This is a genomic window from Streptomyces mexicanus (assembly GCF_902506575.1).
Classification (GTDB): Bacteria; Actinomycetota; Actinomycetes; order Streptomycetales; family Streptomycetaceae; genus Streptomyces; species Streptomyces mexicanus.
On sequence record NZ_LR732544.1, the window covers coordinates 1795331 to 1811808 of the forward strand.

Genomic DNA, 16478 nt, shown 5'->3' on the forward strand with positions numbered 1-16478 from the left:
GCGCGGTAGGGGGGTGCCGTGCTCGGTCGGCCGCCAGGTCACCGGGCCGTGCCGCGCGACCGGCTGCCGTCCGTTCCGGCAGCCCGGTCAGCTTTGCCAGCTCACCCGGCGGGCACGGAGAGCCGTTCCGTCCTGCCCGGATGAGAACCCCCCTTTCGAACCGGACACACAGCCGGGCCGCCCGGGGGCGGGCGGTCCGCCGGACGAGAGGGAAACCGACCATGAGTTCCGTTCTCCACCCGCCGTCCTCCGGTCAGGATCCTTTACTGGCCACTCAGTACCGGCCGATCTCCTCGCACCTGGCCATCGCGCCACCGGTGAGCGTGGTGATCCCCGCCATGAACGAGGCGGAGAATCTCCCGTACGTCTTCAAGACCCTTCCGGACTGGATACACGAAGTGGTCCTGGTGGACGGCAATTCCACCGACAACACCGTCGAGGTGGCCCGCGAGCTGTGGCCGAAGGTCAAGGTCGTCCCGCAGCAGGGCAAGGGCAAGGGTGACGCCCTGATCACCGGCTTCGAGGCGTGCACCGGCGACATCATCGTGATGGTCGACGCGGACGGCTCGGCCGACGGCGGCGAGATCGTCTCCTACGTCTCCGCGCTGGTCTCCGGCGCGGACTTCGCCAAGGGCTCCCGGTTCGCCAACGGCGGCGGCACCGACGACATGACCTTCGTCCGCAAGCTCGGCAACCGGGTGCTGTGCGCGGTGGTCAACCGCAAGTTCGGCGCCCGCTACACCGACCTGTGCTACGGGTACAACGCGTTCTGGCGGCACTGCCTGGACAAGATCGAGCTGGACTGCACCGGCTTCGAGGTCGAGACGCTGATGAACATCAGAGTGGTCAAGGCCGGCCTGAAGGTGCAGGAGATCCCCAGCTACGAGTACCTGCGCATCCACGGCGCCAGCAACCTGCGGGCCGTGCGGGACGGGCTGCGGGTGCTGAAGGTGATCCTGAAGGAACGCTCCAACCGGCGTGAGCTGCGCCGCCAGGAACGGCACTCCCCGATGCTCGCCGCGTACCCGGCGGACCTGGGAGAGACGTCTTGAGCGGTCCCGGCGTCTCCGTCGTGATCTGCGTCTACACCGAGGACCGCTGGGAGGACATCCTCGCGGCGGTCTCCTCGGTGCGGGCGCAGTCCCGGCCGCCGCTGGAGACGCTGCTGGTCGTCGACCACAACACCGCGCTCCTGGACCGGCTGAGCAGCCAGTACAAGGACGCGGACGACGTGCGGGTGCTCGCCAACGCGGGCCCGCGCGGACTGTCCGCCGGCCGCAACACGGGCATCGCGGCCTCCCGCGGCGAGGTCGTCGCCTTCCTCGACGACGACGCCGTGGCCGAGCGGGACTGGCTGCGCCGCTTCGCCGAGGCCTACGCCGACCCGCGGGTGATGGCGGTGGGCGGGCGGACCGTGCCCGTGTGGGCGTCGGGCCGCCGGCCCGCCTGGTTCCCGGAGGAGTTCGACTGGGTGGTCGGCTGCACCTACAAGGGCCTGCCGCCCGGCCGGGTCCGGGTGCGCAACGTCCTCGGCGGCAACGCCTCCTTCCGCCGCAGCGCCTTTAACGCGGCGGGCGGCTTCGCCACCGGCATCGGCCGCGACGGCGACAAACGCCCGCTGGGCTGCGAGGAGACGGAGCTGTGCATCCGGCTGACCCGGGCCCGGCCGGAGGCGGTCCTGCTGATCGACGACCGGGCGGTCATCCACCACCGGGTGCCCGGCGCCCGCGAGCACTTCCGCTACTTCCGCACCCGCACCTTCGCCGAGGGCCTGTCGAAGGCGCTGGTGGCGCGCAGCGTCGGCGCGGACAAGGGCCTTGAGTCCGAACGCCGCTACACCACGCGGGTGCTGCCGGCCGGGGTGGCCCGCGGCCTGCGGGACGCGCTGCTGGCCCGGCCGGGCGGCGCGGGCCGGGCCGGCGCGATCGTCGCCGGGGTGCTCACGGCCGCCGGCGGCTACGCCGTCGGCAGCCTGCGCGCCCGCCGGGGCGGCGCCCGCTTCCGGATCGTGCGGATCGAGGACGGCGAGGGGGGAACGCACCGATGAACGCACCCGTGCCGGTGCTCATGTACCACGCTGTCGCCCGGGAACCGAACGAGGCCACGCGCGGCCTGTCGGTGTCGCCGGAGGCGTTCGCGGAGCAGCTGGCGGTACTGGAGGACCTGGGCCGCCACCCGGTCACCACCGCCGACCTGGCCGCCCACTGGCGCACCCAGGGCCGCTCGCCGCTGCCCGAGAACCCCGTCCTGATCACCTTCGACGACGGCTACGAGGGCGTGCACCGGCACGCCCTGCCGCTGCTGGTGAAGCACGGCTTTCCCGCCACCTTGTTCGTCTCGACGGGCTGGCTGCGCGGCGCCCACGACACCGGCGGCGGCCTGGACACCATGCTCGACTGGGACCAGGTGCGCGACCTGGCGGCCGGCGGGGTGGAGATCGGCGGGCACAGCCACACCCACCCCCAGCTCGACCAGCTCGACGACGAGGCCCTGTGGTCGGAGCTGACCCGCTGCAAGGAGATCGTCGCCGCCGAACTGGGCACCGTACCGGTGTCGTTCGCCTACCCCTACGGCTACTCCAGCCGGCGGGTGCGGCAGCGGGTGCGGGCGGCCGGTTTCCGCCAGGCGCTCGCCGTCGGCAACGGCCTGGCCCGCCGCGCGCAGGGACCGTACGCGCTGCGGCGGCTCACCGTGCGCCGCTCCACCACCACCGAGGAGTTCGCCCGGCTCGTCCAGGGCCGCGCGATCGCCCGGAACTTCGCCGGGGACCGCGCCCTCACCAAGGGCTACGCCCTGGTCCGCAGAGCCCGACAGGTCCGCCGGAAGGCCATCCGTACCCGTGTCTGACACGACGACCACCACCGAGGCATCGGCCACCGCACCGGAGCCGTCCGAGCAGCCGCGGCGCCGGCTGCGCCTGCCCGGACGGGGCCGGTCCCCCGGCGGCAGCCAGCTGTTCCGCAACGCGTACGCCCTGATGCTCAACACCGGGATCTCCGCGGTGCTGGGCCTCGGCTTCTGGCTGGTCGCCGCCCGCTACTACACCGACTCCGCCGTCGGCCAGGGCTCGGCCGCCATCGCCGCCATGAAGTTCCTGGCCGGGCTGACCGCGGTCACCCTCACCGGCGCCCTGGCCCGGTTCATCCCGGTCTCCGGGCGCGCCACCGGCCGGCTGATCGCCCGGACCTATGCGGGCAGTTGCCTGATCGTGGCGCTCGCGGCGGTGGTGTTCCTGCTCACCCTGGACACGTGGGGGCCGTCGTACCGCTTCCTGCACGGGCTCTCCCACGGGCTGGGCTTCGTCGCGGCCGTGATGGCGTGGAACCTGCTGACCCTGCAGGACGGGGTGCTCACCGGGCTGCGCAGCGCGCCCTGGGTGCCGGTGGGCAACACCGTGTTCTCGGCGGTGAAGCTGGCACTGCTGGTGGGACTGGCCGCCGCGCTCCCGACGGCCGGCGTGTTCGTCTCCTGGGTGGTGGCGATCGCCACCTCCGTGGTCCCGCTGGGCTGGCTGGTCTTCCGCCGCCTGGTGCCCCGGCACGTGAAGGCCACCGAGGAGCAGGCCAAGCCGCCCACGACCGGGGAACTCGGCCGGTTCCTGGCCGGGGACTACACCGGCTCCCTGTTCTCCCTCGCCGTGACCTACCTCGTGCCGGTGATCATCGCCTCGCAGGTCAGCTCCGCGGACAACGCCTACTTCTACATCACCACCACCATCGGCGGCACCGTCAACCTGCTCGCCATCAACATGGGCGCCTCCCTCACCGTCGAGGGCTCGCACGACCCGGCGCGGCTGGCCGCGAACACCCGGGCGGCGCTGAAACGGATGGCCCGGATCATGGTGCCGATCTGCGGGCTGCTGTTCCTGCTGGCGCCGCAGATCCTGCACGTCTTCGGCGAGGGCTACGCGCACGCCGCGACCCCGCTGCTGCGCTGGTTCGCCGTCGGGGCGCTGCTGCGGGTGGTGATGGAGACGTACTTCGCGGTGCTGCGCGCGCAGAGCCGCACCTCGGGACTGGCCTGGCTGCAGGGCCTGCTGTGCGTGCTGGTGCTCGGCCTGACGCTGCTGCTGCTGCCCCGGATGGGGCTGACCGGCGCGGGCGTCGCGGAGATCTCCAGCCTCGCCGTGATCGTCGCGATCGCCGCGCCCAGGCTGTACCGGCCCGTGCGGGCCGCGCCCGCCGCCGCGGCCGAGGCCGTGGCACCCGACGGGGACCTCGCCGACCTGGGCACGGACACGGCCGGCGGCCAGGGCGTGCGGCGGCGGCCGGGCTGGGCCCGGTCCGACACCCTGGCGCTGGGCATCCACGTCGACTTCGACCACGTGGAACGCCGGCCCGACGTCCGCCCCGGCCCGGGCACGCCGCCCGCGGGCCTCGCCGTGCCCGGGGACGCCCCCGGGCACGGGCACGGGTCCGGGCAGCGGGACGCGTGGGAGGGGGACGCCCCGTTCGCGGCCGACGAGCGCGCGGTCGTCCCCGACGCGCCGTTCACCACCGGGGAACGGGCGGTCGTGCCGGGCGCGCCGCCGGCCGCCACGGAACACCAGGCCGGCCCCGACGCGCCGTCCCGGACCGGGGGACGCAAGGCCGACCCGGAGGCGGCGCTCGCGGCGCTCGGCGCGCCCGAACCGGAGCCGGGAGACGGGCCGGAGCCGCGGCCGCGGCCCGCGTCGGACGCCGGCCGTCCGGGCGCGCCCGCGCGCTCCGGGCGGCAGCGGCTGCTGCCCACCCGCGCCGGCGTCCTCCTCGGCTGCCTGCTGACCGCGGCGCTGCTGCTGTACTGGGTGCCCGCGGCCCGGCTCGACGACGCCGACCTGGAACGGATGGGCGGGCCCGGCCTGATCTCGGTGCTGCCGCTGCCCACGCTGGTCGGTGCCGCGCTGCTGATCACGGTGTTCGCCGTGCTGCTGTGGCTGCGCCGCGAGCACCGGGCGCTGCTGCTGGTGACACTGCTGGCGACCGTGGTGTCGCTGCACGCGCTGCCGGCCGTGATCGAGAGCGAGCCGCGGTTCGCGACGGCCTGGCAGCACCTGGGCTTCATCGACTACATCGACCGCACCGGAGCGGCCGTCCCCGACCTGGACGCCCGCTGGAGCTGGCCCGGGTTCTTCGCGGTGGCCGCGTTCGTCGCCCGGGCCTGCGGGCTGAGCGACTTCACCGAGGTCATCCGCTGGTGGCCGATGACGGTCCAACTGCTGTACCTGGCGCCGATGTTCCTGCTGACCCGCTCGCTGCGGGCGAGCTGGCGGGCCCGCTGGAGCGGCCTGTGGATCTTCGTGCTCAGCGGCTGGGTGGGCCAGGACTACTTCTCCCCGCAGGGCTTCACGTTCCTGCTCTACCTGGCGTTCGTGGCGATCCTGCTGGTCTGCTTCCGGGCGCCGCGCATGCTGTGGGCGAAGGCGCGGCCCGGGGAGGCGGAGGTCGAGCCGGCCGGCCGGCGGCAGCGGGCCGTGCTGCTGCTGGTGCTGATCGGGCTGTTCGCGGCCACCGTCCCCGCCCACCAGCTCACCCCGTTCATGATGCTGGGCGTGGTGGCCGTACTGGTCCTCGTCGGCCGCTGCGAGCTGCGCGGGCTGCCCCTGCTGTGCGCGGTGATGGTGCTGTTCTGGCTGGGCTTCATGGCCGAGCCGTACTGGTCGGGGCACTTCGACGAGCTGTTCGGCGGCGTCGGCGGGGTCGGCAGCAATGTCTCGACGTCCGTCTCGGGCCGCATCCAGGGCGGCGACTCCACGCACAAGCTGGTGCTGTACATGCGGGTGCTGCTGGCCGGCGCGGTCATGCTGCTGGCCTGCTGGGGCTGGTGGCGGCGGCGCGAGCACCAGTACCGGGAGCGCTCGCTGCTGGTGCTCGCCTTCGTGCCGTTCCTCGGCTTCGGCATGCAGTCCTACGGCGGCGAGATGGCCCTCAGGGTCTTCATGTTCGCCCTGCCCGGGGCCGCTCTGCTCGCCGCGCTCGCGCTGTTCCCGCGCGCCGGGGTCACCGCCGAGGAACGCCACAAGGACCGGGTGAGCCCGGCCCCGCTCGCCGCGCTGCTGGCCGGGCTGCTGCTCATGGGCGGCTTCCTGGTGGCCCGGTGGGGCAACGAGCCCTTCGAGCGGATCCGGCCCGGCGAGGTCGCCGCGATGGACTACGTCTACGCCCACGACAAGCCGACCGTACGGGTGCTGTGGCTGAGCAACGACACGGTCGACAACGTCACGCCGGCCATGCCGTGGGGCGCGCGGGACATGGAGCGCGTCACCTACGTGCCCACCCTGGCGCCGACCGATCCGGTGCTGGTGTCGAGCCTGGTCAAGGCGCTCAAGGACGCGGGTCCGAACTCGTATCTGATGGTCAACGACAGTCAGGTGACGTATCTGCGGATGGACGCGGGCTACTCGGCCACCTGGGCCTCGCGGCTGGTGGAGAACCTCGACCACCGGCAGGAGCTGAAGAAGGTCCTCGTCAACGACGACGTGACGATGTACGCGCTGCGCGCCCGGCCGGCCGGTCCGGTGCCCGAGCCGGATCCGGGTCCCATCGGGCCGAAGGTGACGTGGACGCCCTGGTCGGTGGTCGGCGGGCTGGCGGCGCTGGCGCTGGTGCTGCTGCTGGCGGCCCGCGAGGTCGCCCGGGTCGCCCTGCGGCCGAGCGTGCGGCACCTGCGCCGGCTGCAGGGCGGCTTCTGGTTCTCGCTGCCGCTGCTGGCGCTGCTGCTGGCCTCGCTGGTGCAGCGGTTCCTGACGAGGGGGCGGGGGTAGGGCCCCCGCCGGGGTCCGGCCCTACGGGGTGACGTGGCGCGGGCGGCTCACCGCTGGAGCCACGTCACCCCGTAGGGCTTCATGTCGAACCGCCTGCCGTCGACCTGGGCGCTGATCGTCCGGTCGCGGGTGTTGACCACCAGGACGGTTCTGTCACTGGCCAGGACCCGCACGTTCGGCACGTCGTCCGGCGCCACGGGGACCGTGCGGTACGTCGTGCCGGGCGGGAAGGCGCGGTCGAAGCGGGTGAGGAGGTCGTACAGGGGCAGGGTCCGCCCGCCGTCCGCGGTGTCGGTGGGCGTCCACAGGCAGCCGGGGCAGTCGGTGCCCTTCTCCTCCTCCGGGTTCCAGTAGAAGCCGGAGGAGGCGCCGCCCTTGACCATCGCGATCATCCCGGCGGCCTGCACGGCGACGCGGTGCGGCTCGGACCAGCCCTTGCGGTCGTCGTTGCCGTCGGCCGGCTCGACGTAGTACTCGGCCCACCACAGCGGCAGGTCGTGCGTCTGCCGGCGCACCCACCGGCCGACGGCCGTCAGCTTGTCCGTGGCGGCGAACTCGTTCGGCAGCAGTTCGTCGTCCTTGGTGTAGCTGGAGCCGTCGACGACGACGAAGTCGGCGCCCGCCTTGTGCGTGTTCCAGTAGGTGAAGGCGTCCAGGACCCGCTGGTCCATGGCCCCCCACGGGCCGCGCAGGGCGGTGGAGGCGTACTCCTTCTGCCGTGGGTCGACGCTGTCCATGACGAGGTACGGCCCGCCCACCATGATCTCGGGGTTCACCTGCTTGAGCGCCCGGTAGACCAGGTTGTACAGCTCGGTGTAGCCCTCGTAGTCCCAGCGGGCGGCGGCGTCGTCCCAGAAGCCCTTGAACTCGTTCCAGACCAGGAAGTGGCGCACGTCCGGGTACCGCTTGGCGACGGTCGCGGCGAGCGCGGCGTAGTCCTTGTAGTGGGCGGGCGTCGGGGCGGTCTCCAGAGCCCGCTTGCTCCAGTCGGTGTTGTCCACCCCGGCACGGCCGCCCTTCATCCAGTCCGGGGCGCAGCACAGGGTGATCACCGGGGTGCCGCCCGAGGCGCGCATGAAGTCCACCCGGCGGTCCAGCGCGGCGAAGTCGTAACGCCCCTTGACCGGCTCGGGGTTGTCGGCGCCCCAGCCCATGATGGCCTGGTTCTGCGGCAGCGGGCCGTCCTTCGCCAGGGCCCCCGAGACCCGGGCGGTCGCCGCGCCGCTGCCCTCGTCGGCGCTGAACTGGGTGTGCGTGAACCCCCAGCCGACGTACGGCTTCTGCGCGTAGCGCGGCGCCGCGGGCGTGCCGTGCACCGCGTCGCCGTCGCGTGTCGTGCCCTCGGTGCTCGCACCGCCCGGCAGCGCGTCGACCAGCGCCACCAGCAGGGCCACCACGGCCGCGCCCACCCCGAGCAGCGCGGTGAGCCGCCACCGCCCTACCCCCGAATCCCACCCATGACGTCCCATCAAGGACAACAGTAAGGGCGGAATCGGCCGCTCGGACAGGGTTTGGGCAGGCTCGCCGCGACAGGAGCGCGACACGGGCGGCGCGCCCCGCAAACGGGGTGCGCGCAAGGCCCCGGTGGCGGATCATGGCGGCATGTCCGCGAACCCACACGACGCCCTGCCGATCCGGCTCACCGTCGACGACTCCGACTCGCCGTCCGACGTCGTCGACGCGCTGTTCCTCGGCCGCTTCGCGACGGGCGAGCAGCCGTACGCGCACGCGGCGAACATCGAACGGGTGCGCGCCGGCGCCACGCTGCTGCCCGACGGCGCCCGTGTGCTGCGGGAGGCCCGCGACGACGACCGCAGCGCGACCCTCGCCGAGGGCGACGGCTGGACCCTGCTGGTCTCCCGCTGGAACCGGGGCGCCGACGTCACGGTCACCGCGACCACCGCCGAGCTGGCCAGGACCGTGCTGGACCGGGCCACCGACGGCGCGGCGGACGAGCCGGAACCGCAGCCGGAGAACGTGACCATGGGCTTTTGGTACGTCTCCCCCCGGCGCGGCCCCTACCGCACCACCCGGCAGATCTCCGCGGGCACCTGGGAGGAGGTCCGGGGCAACTACACGGCGCCGGTCGCCGACGCCATGGACCGCCTGATGAAGACCACCCCCGAGGACATCGCGGGCCGGCTGCTGCTGCTGCACGGCCCGCCCGGCACCGGCAAGACCTCGGCGCTGCGCACCCTGGCCCGCTCCTGGCGGGACTGGTGCCAGGTGGACTGCGTGCTCGACCCCGAGCGGTTGTTCTCCGACGTGGGCTACCTGATGGACATCGCCATCGGCGAGGAGGACGCGGCCGGCAAGGGCCGCTGGCGGCTGCTGCTGCTGGAGGACTGCGACGAGCTGATCCGCGGCGAGGCCAAGCACACCGCGGGCCAGGCCCTGTCGCGGCTGCTCAACCTCACCGACGGCCTGCTCGGCCAGGGCCGCAACGTCCTGGTCGGCGTCACCACCAACGAGGATCTGGAGCGCCTGCACCCGGCCGTGGTCCGCCCCGGCCGCTGCCTGGCCCGCATCGAGGTGGGCAAGCTGACCCGGCAGGAGGCGGTGGACTGGCTGGGCCGGGAGGGCTGCGACCGGGAGGACGCCGTCCCCCGGGACGGCGCCAGCCTGGCCGAGCTGTACGCGCTGCGCCGCGGCACGTCCCCGACGGCGCTGCCGGAGCAGCGGGAGGGGTCGGACGCGGGCCTGTACCTGTGACGGGCTCCGCCGGTGGCGGACGCCGGCTGGTGCTTTGATGGGCGTATGACCCTGTTCGTCGGGACGTCCGGCTGGCAGTACAAGGACTGGCGGGGCGTGCTGTACCCGGAGGGCTGCCCCACCCGGCTGTGGCTGGAGGAGTACGCGGGCGCGTTCGCCACGGTCGAGCTCAACAACGCCTTCTACCGGCTGCCGGAGCGGGAGACCTTCGCGGCGTGGCGGCAGCGGGTGCCGCCGGACTTCGTGGTCGCGGTCAAGGCGAGCCGCTTCCTGACCCACATCAAGCGGCTGAAGGACCCCGAGGAGCCGGTGGAGCGGCTGATGACGCGGGCGGCGGCCCTGGGCGACCGGCTCGGTCCCGTCCTGCTGCAACTGCCGCCGACGCTGCGCGCCGATTCCGGCCTGCTGGACGCCTGCCTCGCCCGCTTCCCGCCGGGCACGCGGGTGGCGGTCGAGCCGCGGCACGAGTCGTGGTGGAGCCCGCAGGTCCGCTCCGTGCTGGAGCTGCGGGGCGCCGCGCTGTGCTGGGCCGACGCCCACGCCCGCCCGGTCACGCCGCTGTGGCGGACCGCCGACTGGGGCTACGTCCGCTTCCACGTGGGCCGCGCCCTGCCCTGGCCGCACTACGGGCGGCGGTGCCTGGAGACCTGGGTCGACCGCATCGCGACCACCTGGCCGGACGAGCGGGAGGGGTACGCGTACTTCAACAACGACCCCACGGGCGCGGCTGTGCGGGACGCGGTGACGTTCGCTCGGGCGGCGCGGCGCGCGAGCCTGACGGTGACCCGCACCCCGGAGGCGGTGCCGGCCCGCCGCTGAGCCGGGCGCGCCGGGGGTGGCCCACCGTGGCCCACCGCTGGGCCGCGGGCTATCGGGCGTAGGCCGCGCGCAGGGCGTCGCGTACGGCGGCCAGCGCGGCGTCCTCGTCCAGCCCGAGTCGGCGCACCCGCTCCGCGTAGGCCTGCGCGGCCGTCGCCGCCTCGCGTTCGGCGGCCGAGCCGGCGGCCGCCACGAAGGTGCCGTTGCGCCCGCGTGTCTCGATCACCCCGTCGGTCTCCAGCGCCCGATAGGCCTTGGCGACCGTGTTGGCCGCCAGCCCCAGCGATTCGGCCAGTGCGCGCACCGTGGGCAGCCGGTACCCCACCGGCAGCGCTCCCGAGCGCGCCTGCTCGGAGATCTGCGCCCGCACCTGCTCGTAGGGGGGCGCGCCGTCGTGGATCTGGATCGACAAGGTCACGTGGCGATTGTCGCGCACCCGGCCGAGCGGCGGGACGGGCGGCCCGCGGCCGGGAAAACAGGAGGCGGCCCGCGGGATGCGCTGCGTAGCGTGCACCCCCATGACTGTCATCGTCCGCGACCTGCGCGCCGACGCGCGCGCCGATCTCGAAGGCTTCGCCCGCGTACGGCACCTGGCGCTGCCCTACATGCTGCTCACCGCCGATTCGCTGGCCCACGACCTCGCCCACATGCATCCCGACGCCCACTACCGCCCGCTGGTGGCCGTCGCGGACGGCGAGGTGATCGGCACCGCGCAGGTGCTCCTGGTGCACGACAGCGCCGAGCCCGGCGTGGGCAGCGTCAACGTGTACGTGCACCCGCGGCACACCGGCCGCGGCGCCGGCACCCTGCTCGTGCGGGCCGCCGAGGAGCACCTGGCCGCGCACGGCGCGGTCCGGCTGTCCTCATGGGTGCTGGACGAGCCGGGCACCCGCGCCTTCGCCGCACGCCACGGCTACCGCAGCAGCCGCTCCGCCCACTTCCTCCGGCTGGACCTGGTCGGCGGCACGCTTCCGCCGCTCGCGGACCCGCCCCCCGGGGTGGAGCTGCGCCGCGGCTCCGACTTCGCCGCCGACCCACGCCCCCTGTTCGAGCTGGACGCGCGGACGACGGCGGACGAACCCAGCGACGTGGACCACGAGTTCACCGACTACGAGTCCTGGCTGGCGGAGACCTGGCGGCATCCGCTGTTCAGCCCCGAGCTGACGTCGGTGGTCCTGGTCGACGGCCGCCCCGCGGCGTTCTCGGCGGCCCGCACGGACGGCGGCAGGCGGTACGGCACGGTCATGACGGGCACCGCACAGGAGTTCCGTGGCCGGGGCCTGGCCAAGCTCGCCAAGAACGACTCCCTGCACCGGGCCCGGGCCGCCGGGTACACCGAGGCCTTCACGGGCAACGACACCGGCAACGGGCCGATGCTCGCGATCAACAAGTGGTTCGGGTACGAGGTGTGCGCGACGGAGGTGCGGTATGTCCGGGAACTCGGCTGAGGCCGCCGCTGCCGAGGGTCCGGTGGCGGACCGGCTGACCGTGGTCCTGGTCAAGGGCGGCCGGACGAAGATCCGGTACCCGTGCGTACTGGTGGCCGACGAGGGCGCGCGGATCACCGTGCGGGCGGCCTGGGCGGGCGCCGGCGTGCGCGACTTCGGGTTCGTGCGCTTCGAGCCGGGCGACGTCTTCACGGAGCACTACTGGCGCGACCGGTGGTACGCGGTGAAGGAGGTCCGCGACGGCGCGGGACGGCTGAAGGGCTGGTACTGCGACGTGACACGCCCCGCCGTCCGGCGTGGCGGCGAACTCGTCGTGGAGGACCTCGATCTGGATCTGTGGTGTTCCGCGGACGGCACGGACGTGCGCCGCCTGGACGAGGACGAATTCGCCGCGAGCGGCCTGGCGCGCCGGGACCCCGAGGCCGCGGCCGCCGCCGTGGCCGCGCTCGACGAGCTGGAGGCGTGGGCACGCGGGGGCGGCTTCGCGGCACTGCCGGGCTGAGGAGCGGCCGGTGCCGTGCCGCATGGCCCACCGGCCGGTGCCGTACCGCACGTCCCACCGGCCGGCGCGGTCCCGGCATGGTTCACCGGCCGGCGCCGCCCCGCACGGCCCACAAGCACTGCCCCCGCCGGCTCACACCGTCGCCACCACCGCGTACCGCTCGTCGTCCACCTCCCTCCCCCACAGGCGGGCGTCCTCGGACAGGTGCTCGATGCGGGTGTGGTCCGCGAGAGGGGCGAGAAGAGTGAGGAGGCGATCCGTGGGTATGCCGCCCGGGGTGAGCGTGCCCCAGACACCCTCGACCAGGACCAGCCGCCCCGCCGGGCGCAGCAGCGCCCGCCAGTGCCGCAGGGCACGGGCGGGGTCGGGCAGTGCCCACAGCACGTGGCGCACGAGCACGACGTCGAAGCGCCGCCCGTCCACGGGCGGCTGCGCCGCGTCGCCGACCAGGAACACCGCGTCGCGGCCCGCGAGCTTGGCGCGGGCCCGCTCCACCATGTTCGCCGAGAGGTCCACGCCGGTGACCCGGTGTCCCTGCTCGGCGGCGAGGAGGGACAGGCTGCCGGTGCCGCAGCCGAGGTCGAGGATCTCGGCGGGGCCGTCCGGCAGCCAGCCGCGCAGCCGCTCGGCCCAGGCGGCCCGCACCTGCGGATCGCGCAGCCCGTGATCGGGCTCGTCGTCGAAGACCGCCGCCTGGGCGTCCCAGTCCACGGGGCCCGGGGCAGCCGCCTCACCGTCGGTCGTCATCTGCTCACTCATGGCCCCAAGGGTGACACCCACCACTGACAGCCGATCCGTGACGGCAGCCACAGACAGACCGGCACCGATGAGGAACTCTCACCCGAAAGGTCTACCTCCGTGAGAACACGGAACCCGGTAGACGTCGAAGGAGGCAGTGATGCGCCGTATGACAGTGCAGAAGCCCCCGAGGAAGTCGGACACGCGCCGGGTCCGTGAGGAGGCCGACGAGCGTCCCGGCGGACGGCCCGAGGTCCGCAAGGACATCGCCCGGACCTGGTGGCCGGACGGATGACCCGCGGACCCGCGGAGAAGACGACGCGCGCGGCACGTGCGCTGTCCATGGCACCGGTACCGGCACCCGCACCCGCACCCGCACCCGCAGCAGCCCCAACACCCGCACCCGCACCTCAGACGAGCCGTTTGCGGTAGTGGAACCGGTCGTAGGGCCCGTCGATCCGGCGTTCCACGACCTCGTAGCCGAATCTCGGATAGATCTTCTGGTTCTCCCACATCATCGCGTTCGTGTAGAGCCTGATCTCCGGCAGCCGCAGCGTACGCGCGCGGGTGTCCACGAACTCCAGCAGTCGCCGTCCCACTCCCCGGCCGTGGACGTCGGGGTGGACGGCGATGCTGTCGAGGAACAGGTGGTCGTCGAAGACCTCCAGCACGACGAGGCCGATCACGGGGTGCGCCCCGGGCCCCGGCGCGACGAACACCTTCCCCGCGGCCACGTTCGCCGCGTGATCGGCCTCCATGGGCGCCGGCACCACGCCGATACGCGCGATGTAGGGGTGGTAGGCCGCCTCCGTCACCGCCCGCACGGCGGGTATGTCCGCGGCCTCGGCCGCCCGGATCTCTTCGTTCAGCATGCCGTGCACGCTATCCACCTGAGCGCAGCCTCAGCACTCCCTTAACGCGAGCATAAGGATCTCCCGCAACCGCCCTCAGCAGGCGGTTTCCCGGTTCCCTGGGGGAGCGCGGCGGCGCGGTCCCGGGATCGCGCCGCCGCACCGGCCGCCCGTGCGGCCCGGGCCCCAGGGCACCGGGCGCACCGGTCCGGCCAGGACCGTCCGGACCGTTTTCGAGGAGTTCCCCCCATGCCCGCACGCCGCCGACGCCGTACCGCCGCCGCGCTCGCCGCGCTCGGCACGGCCCCGCTCGTCCTGACCGCGCTCGCCGCCGCGCCCGCGGCCGCGCACGGCACGATGGGCGACCCGGTCAGCCGGGTCTTCCAGTGCTACGCGGAGGGCCCGGAGAGCCCGAGGTCGGCGGCGTGCAAGGCGGCGGTCGCGGCCGGCGGCACGCAGGCCCTGTACGACTGGAACGGCATCCGCATCGGCGACGCGAACGGCCGGCACCAGGACCTGATCCCCGACGGCAGGCTGTGCAGCGCGAACAACGACGAGTTCAAGGGACTGGACCTGGCGCGCGCGGACTGGCCGGCGACCTCGGTCAAGAGCGGCTCGTACACCTTCCGGTACCGGGTGACCGCGCAGCACAGGGGCACGTTCACGGTCTACATCACCAAGCCCGGCTACGACCCGGCGAAGCCGCCTGCCTGGGCCGACCTGGACCTGGCGCACCCGGTCGCCACGGTCACCGACCCGGTGGCCGCAAACGGCTTCTCCACGTTCTCCGGCACGCTGCCCCGGCGCACGGGCAGGCAGCTGCTGTACGCGGTCTGGCAGCGTTCGGACAGCCCGGAGGCGTTCTACTCCTGCTCGGACGTCACCTTCCAAGGCACAGAAGGCGGTGCCGCATCGAGCGGTTCCTCGGCCCCGGACGACTCCTCGGCCTCGGACGGTTCGTCGGCGTCGGCCGGCTCCTCCCCCGCACCGACGGCCTCCGCGCCGACCGAGCGGCAGATCGCGGCCGGGGCCGCCAGGTCGACCGTCGAGCACCACGGCCACGGGGACGCCGACCCCCGGACGACGACGGACCCGACGCCTCCCGCGCAGGCCGCGCACGGCACCGCACAGGCCCCCGCGGACAGCAGCCCCGACCGGTCCGGCCGGTCCGATCGGCTCGACGCGGCCGGCGGTCCGCGGACCCAGAACCTCGCCGAGACCGGCGGCGACGGCAGCGCCCCGTACGTCGCGGTCGGCGGGGCGGCCGCCCTGGCGCTCGGCTCGGCGGTGCTGTTCGCCTCGGTGCGGCGGCGCGCCGCGAGCGGCGGCCGGCACGGCCGCTGAGGCGGCCGCACGGACGCGGGGCCTGTCCGGCGGCTCGGGCCGGACAGGCCCCGTACCGGCCCGAGAGGGTCAGCTGAACACGGACGCGCAGGTGGTGGGGGTGGCGTGGGCCGGATCGAGCGCGTTGGCCACCTCGTGGTACGCGATGCGGTCGTACAGCCCGATCGCCAGGTGCTCGGACAGATCGGCCGGGCACAGGTCCTGCAACAGCACGTTGCGGACGTCGGGACCGCTCAGGTACTGGCTGCGCCAGGGGGTGACGACCTCGTCGTAGCGGGTGGCGAGGACGGTGTAGTGCACGCCGGGCACGGTGTCGCCGCCGGCGTTGAGCCGGGTGAGGAAGGCGGAGCCGACGACCTGGTCGGCGAGGCCGGGGGTGGCGGCGTCGAGCAGGTCGCTCGCGCCGGGGAAGTACGGCAGCAGCGCGGCGAGCCCGTCGAGGGTGGTGCCGTGGTTGTCGGGGGCGATGCCGACGAGGGCGTTCACCTTGGCGGCGCCGCCGAGGAACTTCAGGTAGTAGCGGGGCATCATGCCGCCCTGCGAGTGGCCGACGAGGTCGGCCTTGGCGGCGCCGGTGGCCGCGAGCACCTTGTCGACGAAGGCGGACAACTGCTCGGCCGACTTGTCGATGGGCCCGAGGCCGTGGAAGACGGGGACGCCCGGCAGTTGGCCGTAGTCGAAGGAGTAGACGCAGTAGCCGCGGTCCTCCAGGTACGGCGCGAGGGCGAGCCAGTTGTCGACGGAGTTGCCGAAGGTGCCGTGGACCAGGACGACGGGGCGGGGATGGGCCGCGGACGGCTTGCAGGTGAAGTCGTTCCAGCCCCTGCTGGGGGCGTCGGAGGCGTGGGCGGCGGCGGCCGGGACGGTGGCGACGGCAGCGGCCAGGAGCAGGGCGGCCAGGGGTCTCAGGGCGCGCTTGACGGGCAGCATCGTGTGATCTCCTTGCGGCACGAGGGAGGTGCGACGGCACTACGCCCCTGTGATCCGGATCACGAGGATGCTGTTCACTCGTCAAGTTACGGACGGGTAGCCCCAGTGTGAAGTTACGCGTCGGTAAAAACTTCCGGCGACGCCCGTGCGCCGATGTGGCCCGTGATAGAGACCGCGACGGCCCGTCACCAGGCGGGCCGGATCGGCCCCTGCGGCGCGATCCGCGCCGACGCCGCCCACAGCGCGCGCACTTCGGCCGCACCGAGGACACCGCCCCACTCCCCCACGACCTCCGCCGCCACCTCCTCGGCCGCACGGGTGCACGCCGGCTCCCGGGAGCTGTGCGCGGGGCGCACCGAGCGCGTCGCCGCGGGCGACACGGTGATCAACCG

General features: G+C 73.8%; 16 protein-coding genes. 10 read left to right on the plus strand and 6 right to left on the minus strand.

Annotation, left to right across the window (positions count from 1 at the left end):
* The first annotated feature begins 221 nt into the window (after positions 1-221).
* Genes GV126_RS08090 through GV126_RS08105 form a run of 4 tightly spaced genes read left to right on the plus strand, consistent with a single transcriptional unit; the run spans position 222 to position 6742 of the window.
* A complete protein-coding gene (locus GV126_RS08090) occupies positions 222-1052 on the plus strand; it encodes a glycosyltransferase family 2 protein (RefSeq protein WP_159663980.1) in 831 nt (276 codons plus the stop codon).
* Positions 1049-2047, plus strand: coding sequence for a glycosyltransferase family 2 protein (locus GV126_RS08095; RefSeq protein WP_159663982.1), 999 nt, complete (start codon positions 1049-1051; stop codon positions 2045-2047). Before GV126_RS08090 ends, GV126_RS08095 begins: the two co-directional genes overlap by 4 nt.
* Positions 2044-2847 carry a polysaccharide deacetylase family protein gene (locus tag GV126_RS08100; RefSeq protein WP_159663984.1) on the plus strand — a complete coding sequence of 268 codons (804 nt, stop codon included), beginning with the start codon at positions 2044-2046 and terminating at the stop codon, positions 2845-2847. The genes GV126_RS08095 and GV126_RS08100 overlap by 4 nt, the downstream gene beginning before the upstream one ends.
* Complete coding sequence (locus tag GV126_RS08105; protein WP_159663986.1) at positions 2840-6742, plus strand: lipopolysaccharide biosynthesis protein; 3903 nt, start codon at positions 2840-2842, stop codon at positions 6740-6742. Before GV126_RS08100 ends, GV126_RS08105 begins: the two co-directional genes overlap by 8 nt.
* 47 nt (positions 6743-6789) lie before the next feature.
* On the opposite strand, the gene GV126_RS08110 is transcribed toward GV126_RS08105, so the two are convergent.
* Positions 6790-8211 (minus strand): GH39 family glycosyl hydrolase, encoded by a 1422-nt coding sequence (locus GV126_RS08110; RefSeq protein ID WP_159663988.1) that lies wholly within the window; start codon positions 8209-8211, stop codon positions 6790-6792.
* A gap of 133 nt (positions 8212-8344) precedes the next feature.
* On the opposite strand from GV126_RS08110, the gene GV126_RS08115 reads away from it, so the two are divergent.
* Together GV126_RS08115 and GV126_RS08120 are read left to right on the plus strand one after the other, a co-directional pair.
* Positions 8345-9454: a DUF5925 domain-containing protein gene (locus GV126_RS08115; RefSeq protein WP_159663990.1), complete on the plus strand. Its 1110-nt coding sequence runs from the start codon at positions 8345-8347 to the stop codon at positions 9452-9454.
* A 45-nt stretch (positions 9455-9499) separates the two neighbouring features.
* On the plus strand, positions 9500-10273 hold the full coding sequence (locus GV126_RS08120) for a DUF72 domain-containing protein (RefSeq protein ID WP_159663992.1): 774 nt from the start codon (positions 9500-9502) through the stop codon (positions 10271-10273).
* A 49-nt stretch (positions 10274-10322) separates the two neighbouring features.
* Here GV126_RS08120 and GV126_RS08125 read toward each other — a convergent pair whose 3' ends face one another.
* Positions 10323-10691 (minus strand): GntR family transcriptional regulator, encoded by a 369-nt coding sequence (locus GV126_RS08125; protein ID WP_185947555.1) that lies wholly within the window; start codon positions 10689-10691, stop codon positions 10323-10325.
* A gap of 100 nt (positions 10692-10791) precedes the next feature.
* Here GV126_RS08125 and GV126_RS08130 point away from each other — a divergent pair, with 100 nt between their 5' ends.
* Positions 10792-11721: a GNAT family N-acetyltransferase gene (locus GV126_RS08130; RefSeq protein ID WP_159663994.1), complete on the plus strand. Its 930-nt coding sequence runs from the start codon at positions 10792-10794 to the stop codon at positions 11719-11721.
* The gene (locus GV126_RS08135) at positions 11702-12223 is read left to right on the plus strand and encodes a ribonuclease FAU-1 family protein (protein WP_159663996.1); all 522 of its coding nucleotides are present in this window, start codon (positions 11702-11704) and stop codon (positions 12221-12223) included. Before GV126_RS08130 ends, GV126_RS08135 begins: the two co-directional genes overlap by 20 nt.
* A gap of 132 nt (positions 12224-12355) precedes the next feature.
* Here GV126_RS08135 and GV126_RS08140 read toward each other — a convergent pair whose 3' ends face one another.
* Complete coding sequence (locus tag GV126_RS08140) at positions 12356-12982, minus strand: class I SAM-dependent methyltransferase (protein WP_159663998.1); 627 nt, start codon at positions 12980-12982, stop codon at positions 12356-12358.
* A 139-nt stretch (positions 12983-13121) separates the two neighbouring features.
* Between GV126_RS08140 and GV126_RS37145 the strand changes: the two genes are divergently transcribed.
* Positions 13122-13256 carry a hypothetical protein gene (locus GV126_RS37145; protein WP_159664000.1) on the plus strand — a complete coding sequence of 45 codons (135 nt, stop codon included), beginning with the start codon at positions 13122-13124 and terminating at the stop codon, positions 13254-13256.
* Between the two features lie 115 nt (positions 13257-13371).
* On the opposite strand, the gene GV126_RS08150 is transcribed toward GV126_RS37145, so the two are convergent.
* Positions 13372-13833 carry a GNAT family N-acetyltransferase gene (locus GV126_RS08150; protein ID WP_159664002.1) on the minus strand — a complete coding sequence of 154 codons (462 nt, stop codon included), beginning with the start codon at positions 13831-13833 and terminating at the stop codon, positions 13372-13374.
* A 228-nt stretch (positions 13834-14061) separates the two neighbouring features.
* Between GV126_RS08150 and GV126_RS08155 the strand changes: the two genes are divergently transcribed.
* Positions 14062-15156, plus strand: a complete 1095-nt coding sequence (locus tag GV126_RS08155) for a lytic polysaccharide monooxygenase auxiliary activity family 9 protein (protein ID WP_159664004.1) — start codon at positions 14062-14064, stop codon at positions 15154-15156.
* 69 nt (positions 15157-15225) lie between these two features.
* On the opposite strand, the gene GV126_RS08160 is transcribed toward GV126_RS08155, so the two are convergent.
* Positions 15226-16086 (minus strand): esterase/lipase family protein, encoded by an 861-nt coding sequence (locus tag GV126_RS08160; RefSeq protein WP_159664006.1) that lies wholly within the window; start codon positions 16084-16086, stop codon positions 15226-15228.
* Positions 16087-16271: 185 nt separating this feature from the next.
* The gene (locus GV126_RS08165; RefSeq protein WP_185947551.1) at positions 16272-16475 is read right to left on the minus strand and encodes a hypothetical protein; all 204 of its coding nucleotides are present in this window, start codon (positions 16473-16475) and stop codon (positions 16272-16274) included.
* Positions 16476-16478 lie beyond the last annotated feature (3 nt).

Excerpts from the sequence above, each read along its gene's own strand:
- GV126_RS08100 (WP_159663984.1), top strand. The coding sequence starts at position 2,044 with ATGAACGCACCCGTGCCGGTGCTCATGTACCACGCTGTCGCCCGGGAA.
- GV126_RS08160 (WP_159664006.1), bottom strand. The coding sequence starts at position 16,086 with ATGCTGCCCGTCAAGCGCGCCCTGAGACCCCTGGCCGCCCTGCTCCTG.
- GV126_RS08120 (WP_159663992.1), top strand. The coding sequence starts at position 9,500 with ATGACCCTGTTCGTCGGGACGTCCGGCTGGCAGTACAAGGACTGGCGG.
- GV126_RS08150 (WP_159664002.1), bottom strand. The coding sequence starts at position 13,833 with ATGCTGAACGAAGAGATCCGGGCGGCCGAGGCCGCGGACATACCCGCC.
- GV126_RS08110 (WP_159663988.1), bottom strand. The coding sequence starts at position 8,211 with ATGGGACGTCATGGGTGGGATTCGGGGGTAGGGCGGTGGCGGCTCACC.
- GV126_RS08135 (WP_159663996.1), top strand. The coding sequence starts at position 11,702 with ATGTCCGGGAACTCGGCTGAGGCCGCCGCTGCCGAGGGTCCGGTGGCG.
- GV126_RS08130 (WP_159663994.1), top strand. The coding sequence starts at position 10,792 with ATGACTGTCATCGTCCGCGACCTGCGCGCCGACGCGCGCGCCGATCTC.
- GV126_RS37145 (WP_159664000.1), top strand. The coding sequence starts at position 13,122 with ATGCGCCGTATGACAGTGCAGAAGCCCCCGAGGAAGTCGGACACGCGC.
- GV126_RS08155 (WP_159664004.1), top strand. The coding sequence starts at position 14,062 with ATGCCCGCACGCCGCCGACGCCGTACCGCCGCCGCGCTCGCCGCGCTC.
- GV126_RS08115 (WP_159663990.1), top strand. The coding sequence starts at position 8,345 with ATGTCCGCGAACCCACACGACGCCCTGCCGATCCGGCTCACCGTCGAC.
- GV126_RS08090 (WP_159663980.1), top strand. The coding sequence starts at position 222 with ATGAGTTCCGTTCTCCACCCGCCGTCCTCCGGTCAGGATCCTTTACTG.
- GV126_RS08140 (WP_159663998.1), bottom strand. The coding sequence starts at position 12,982 with ATGAGTGAGCAGATGACGACCGACGGTGAGGCGGCTGCCCCGGGCCCC.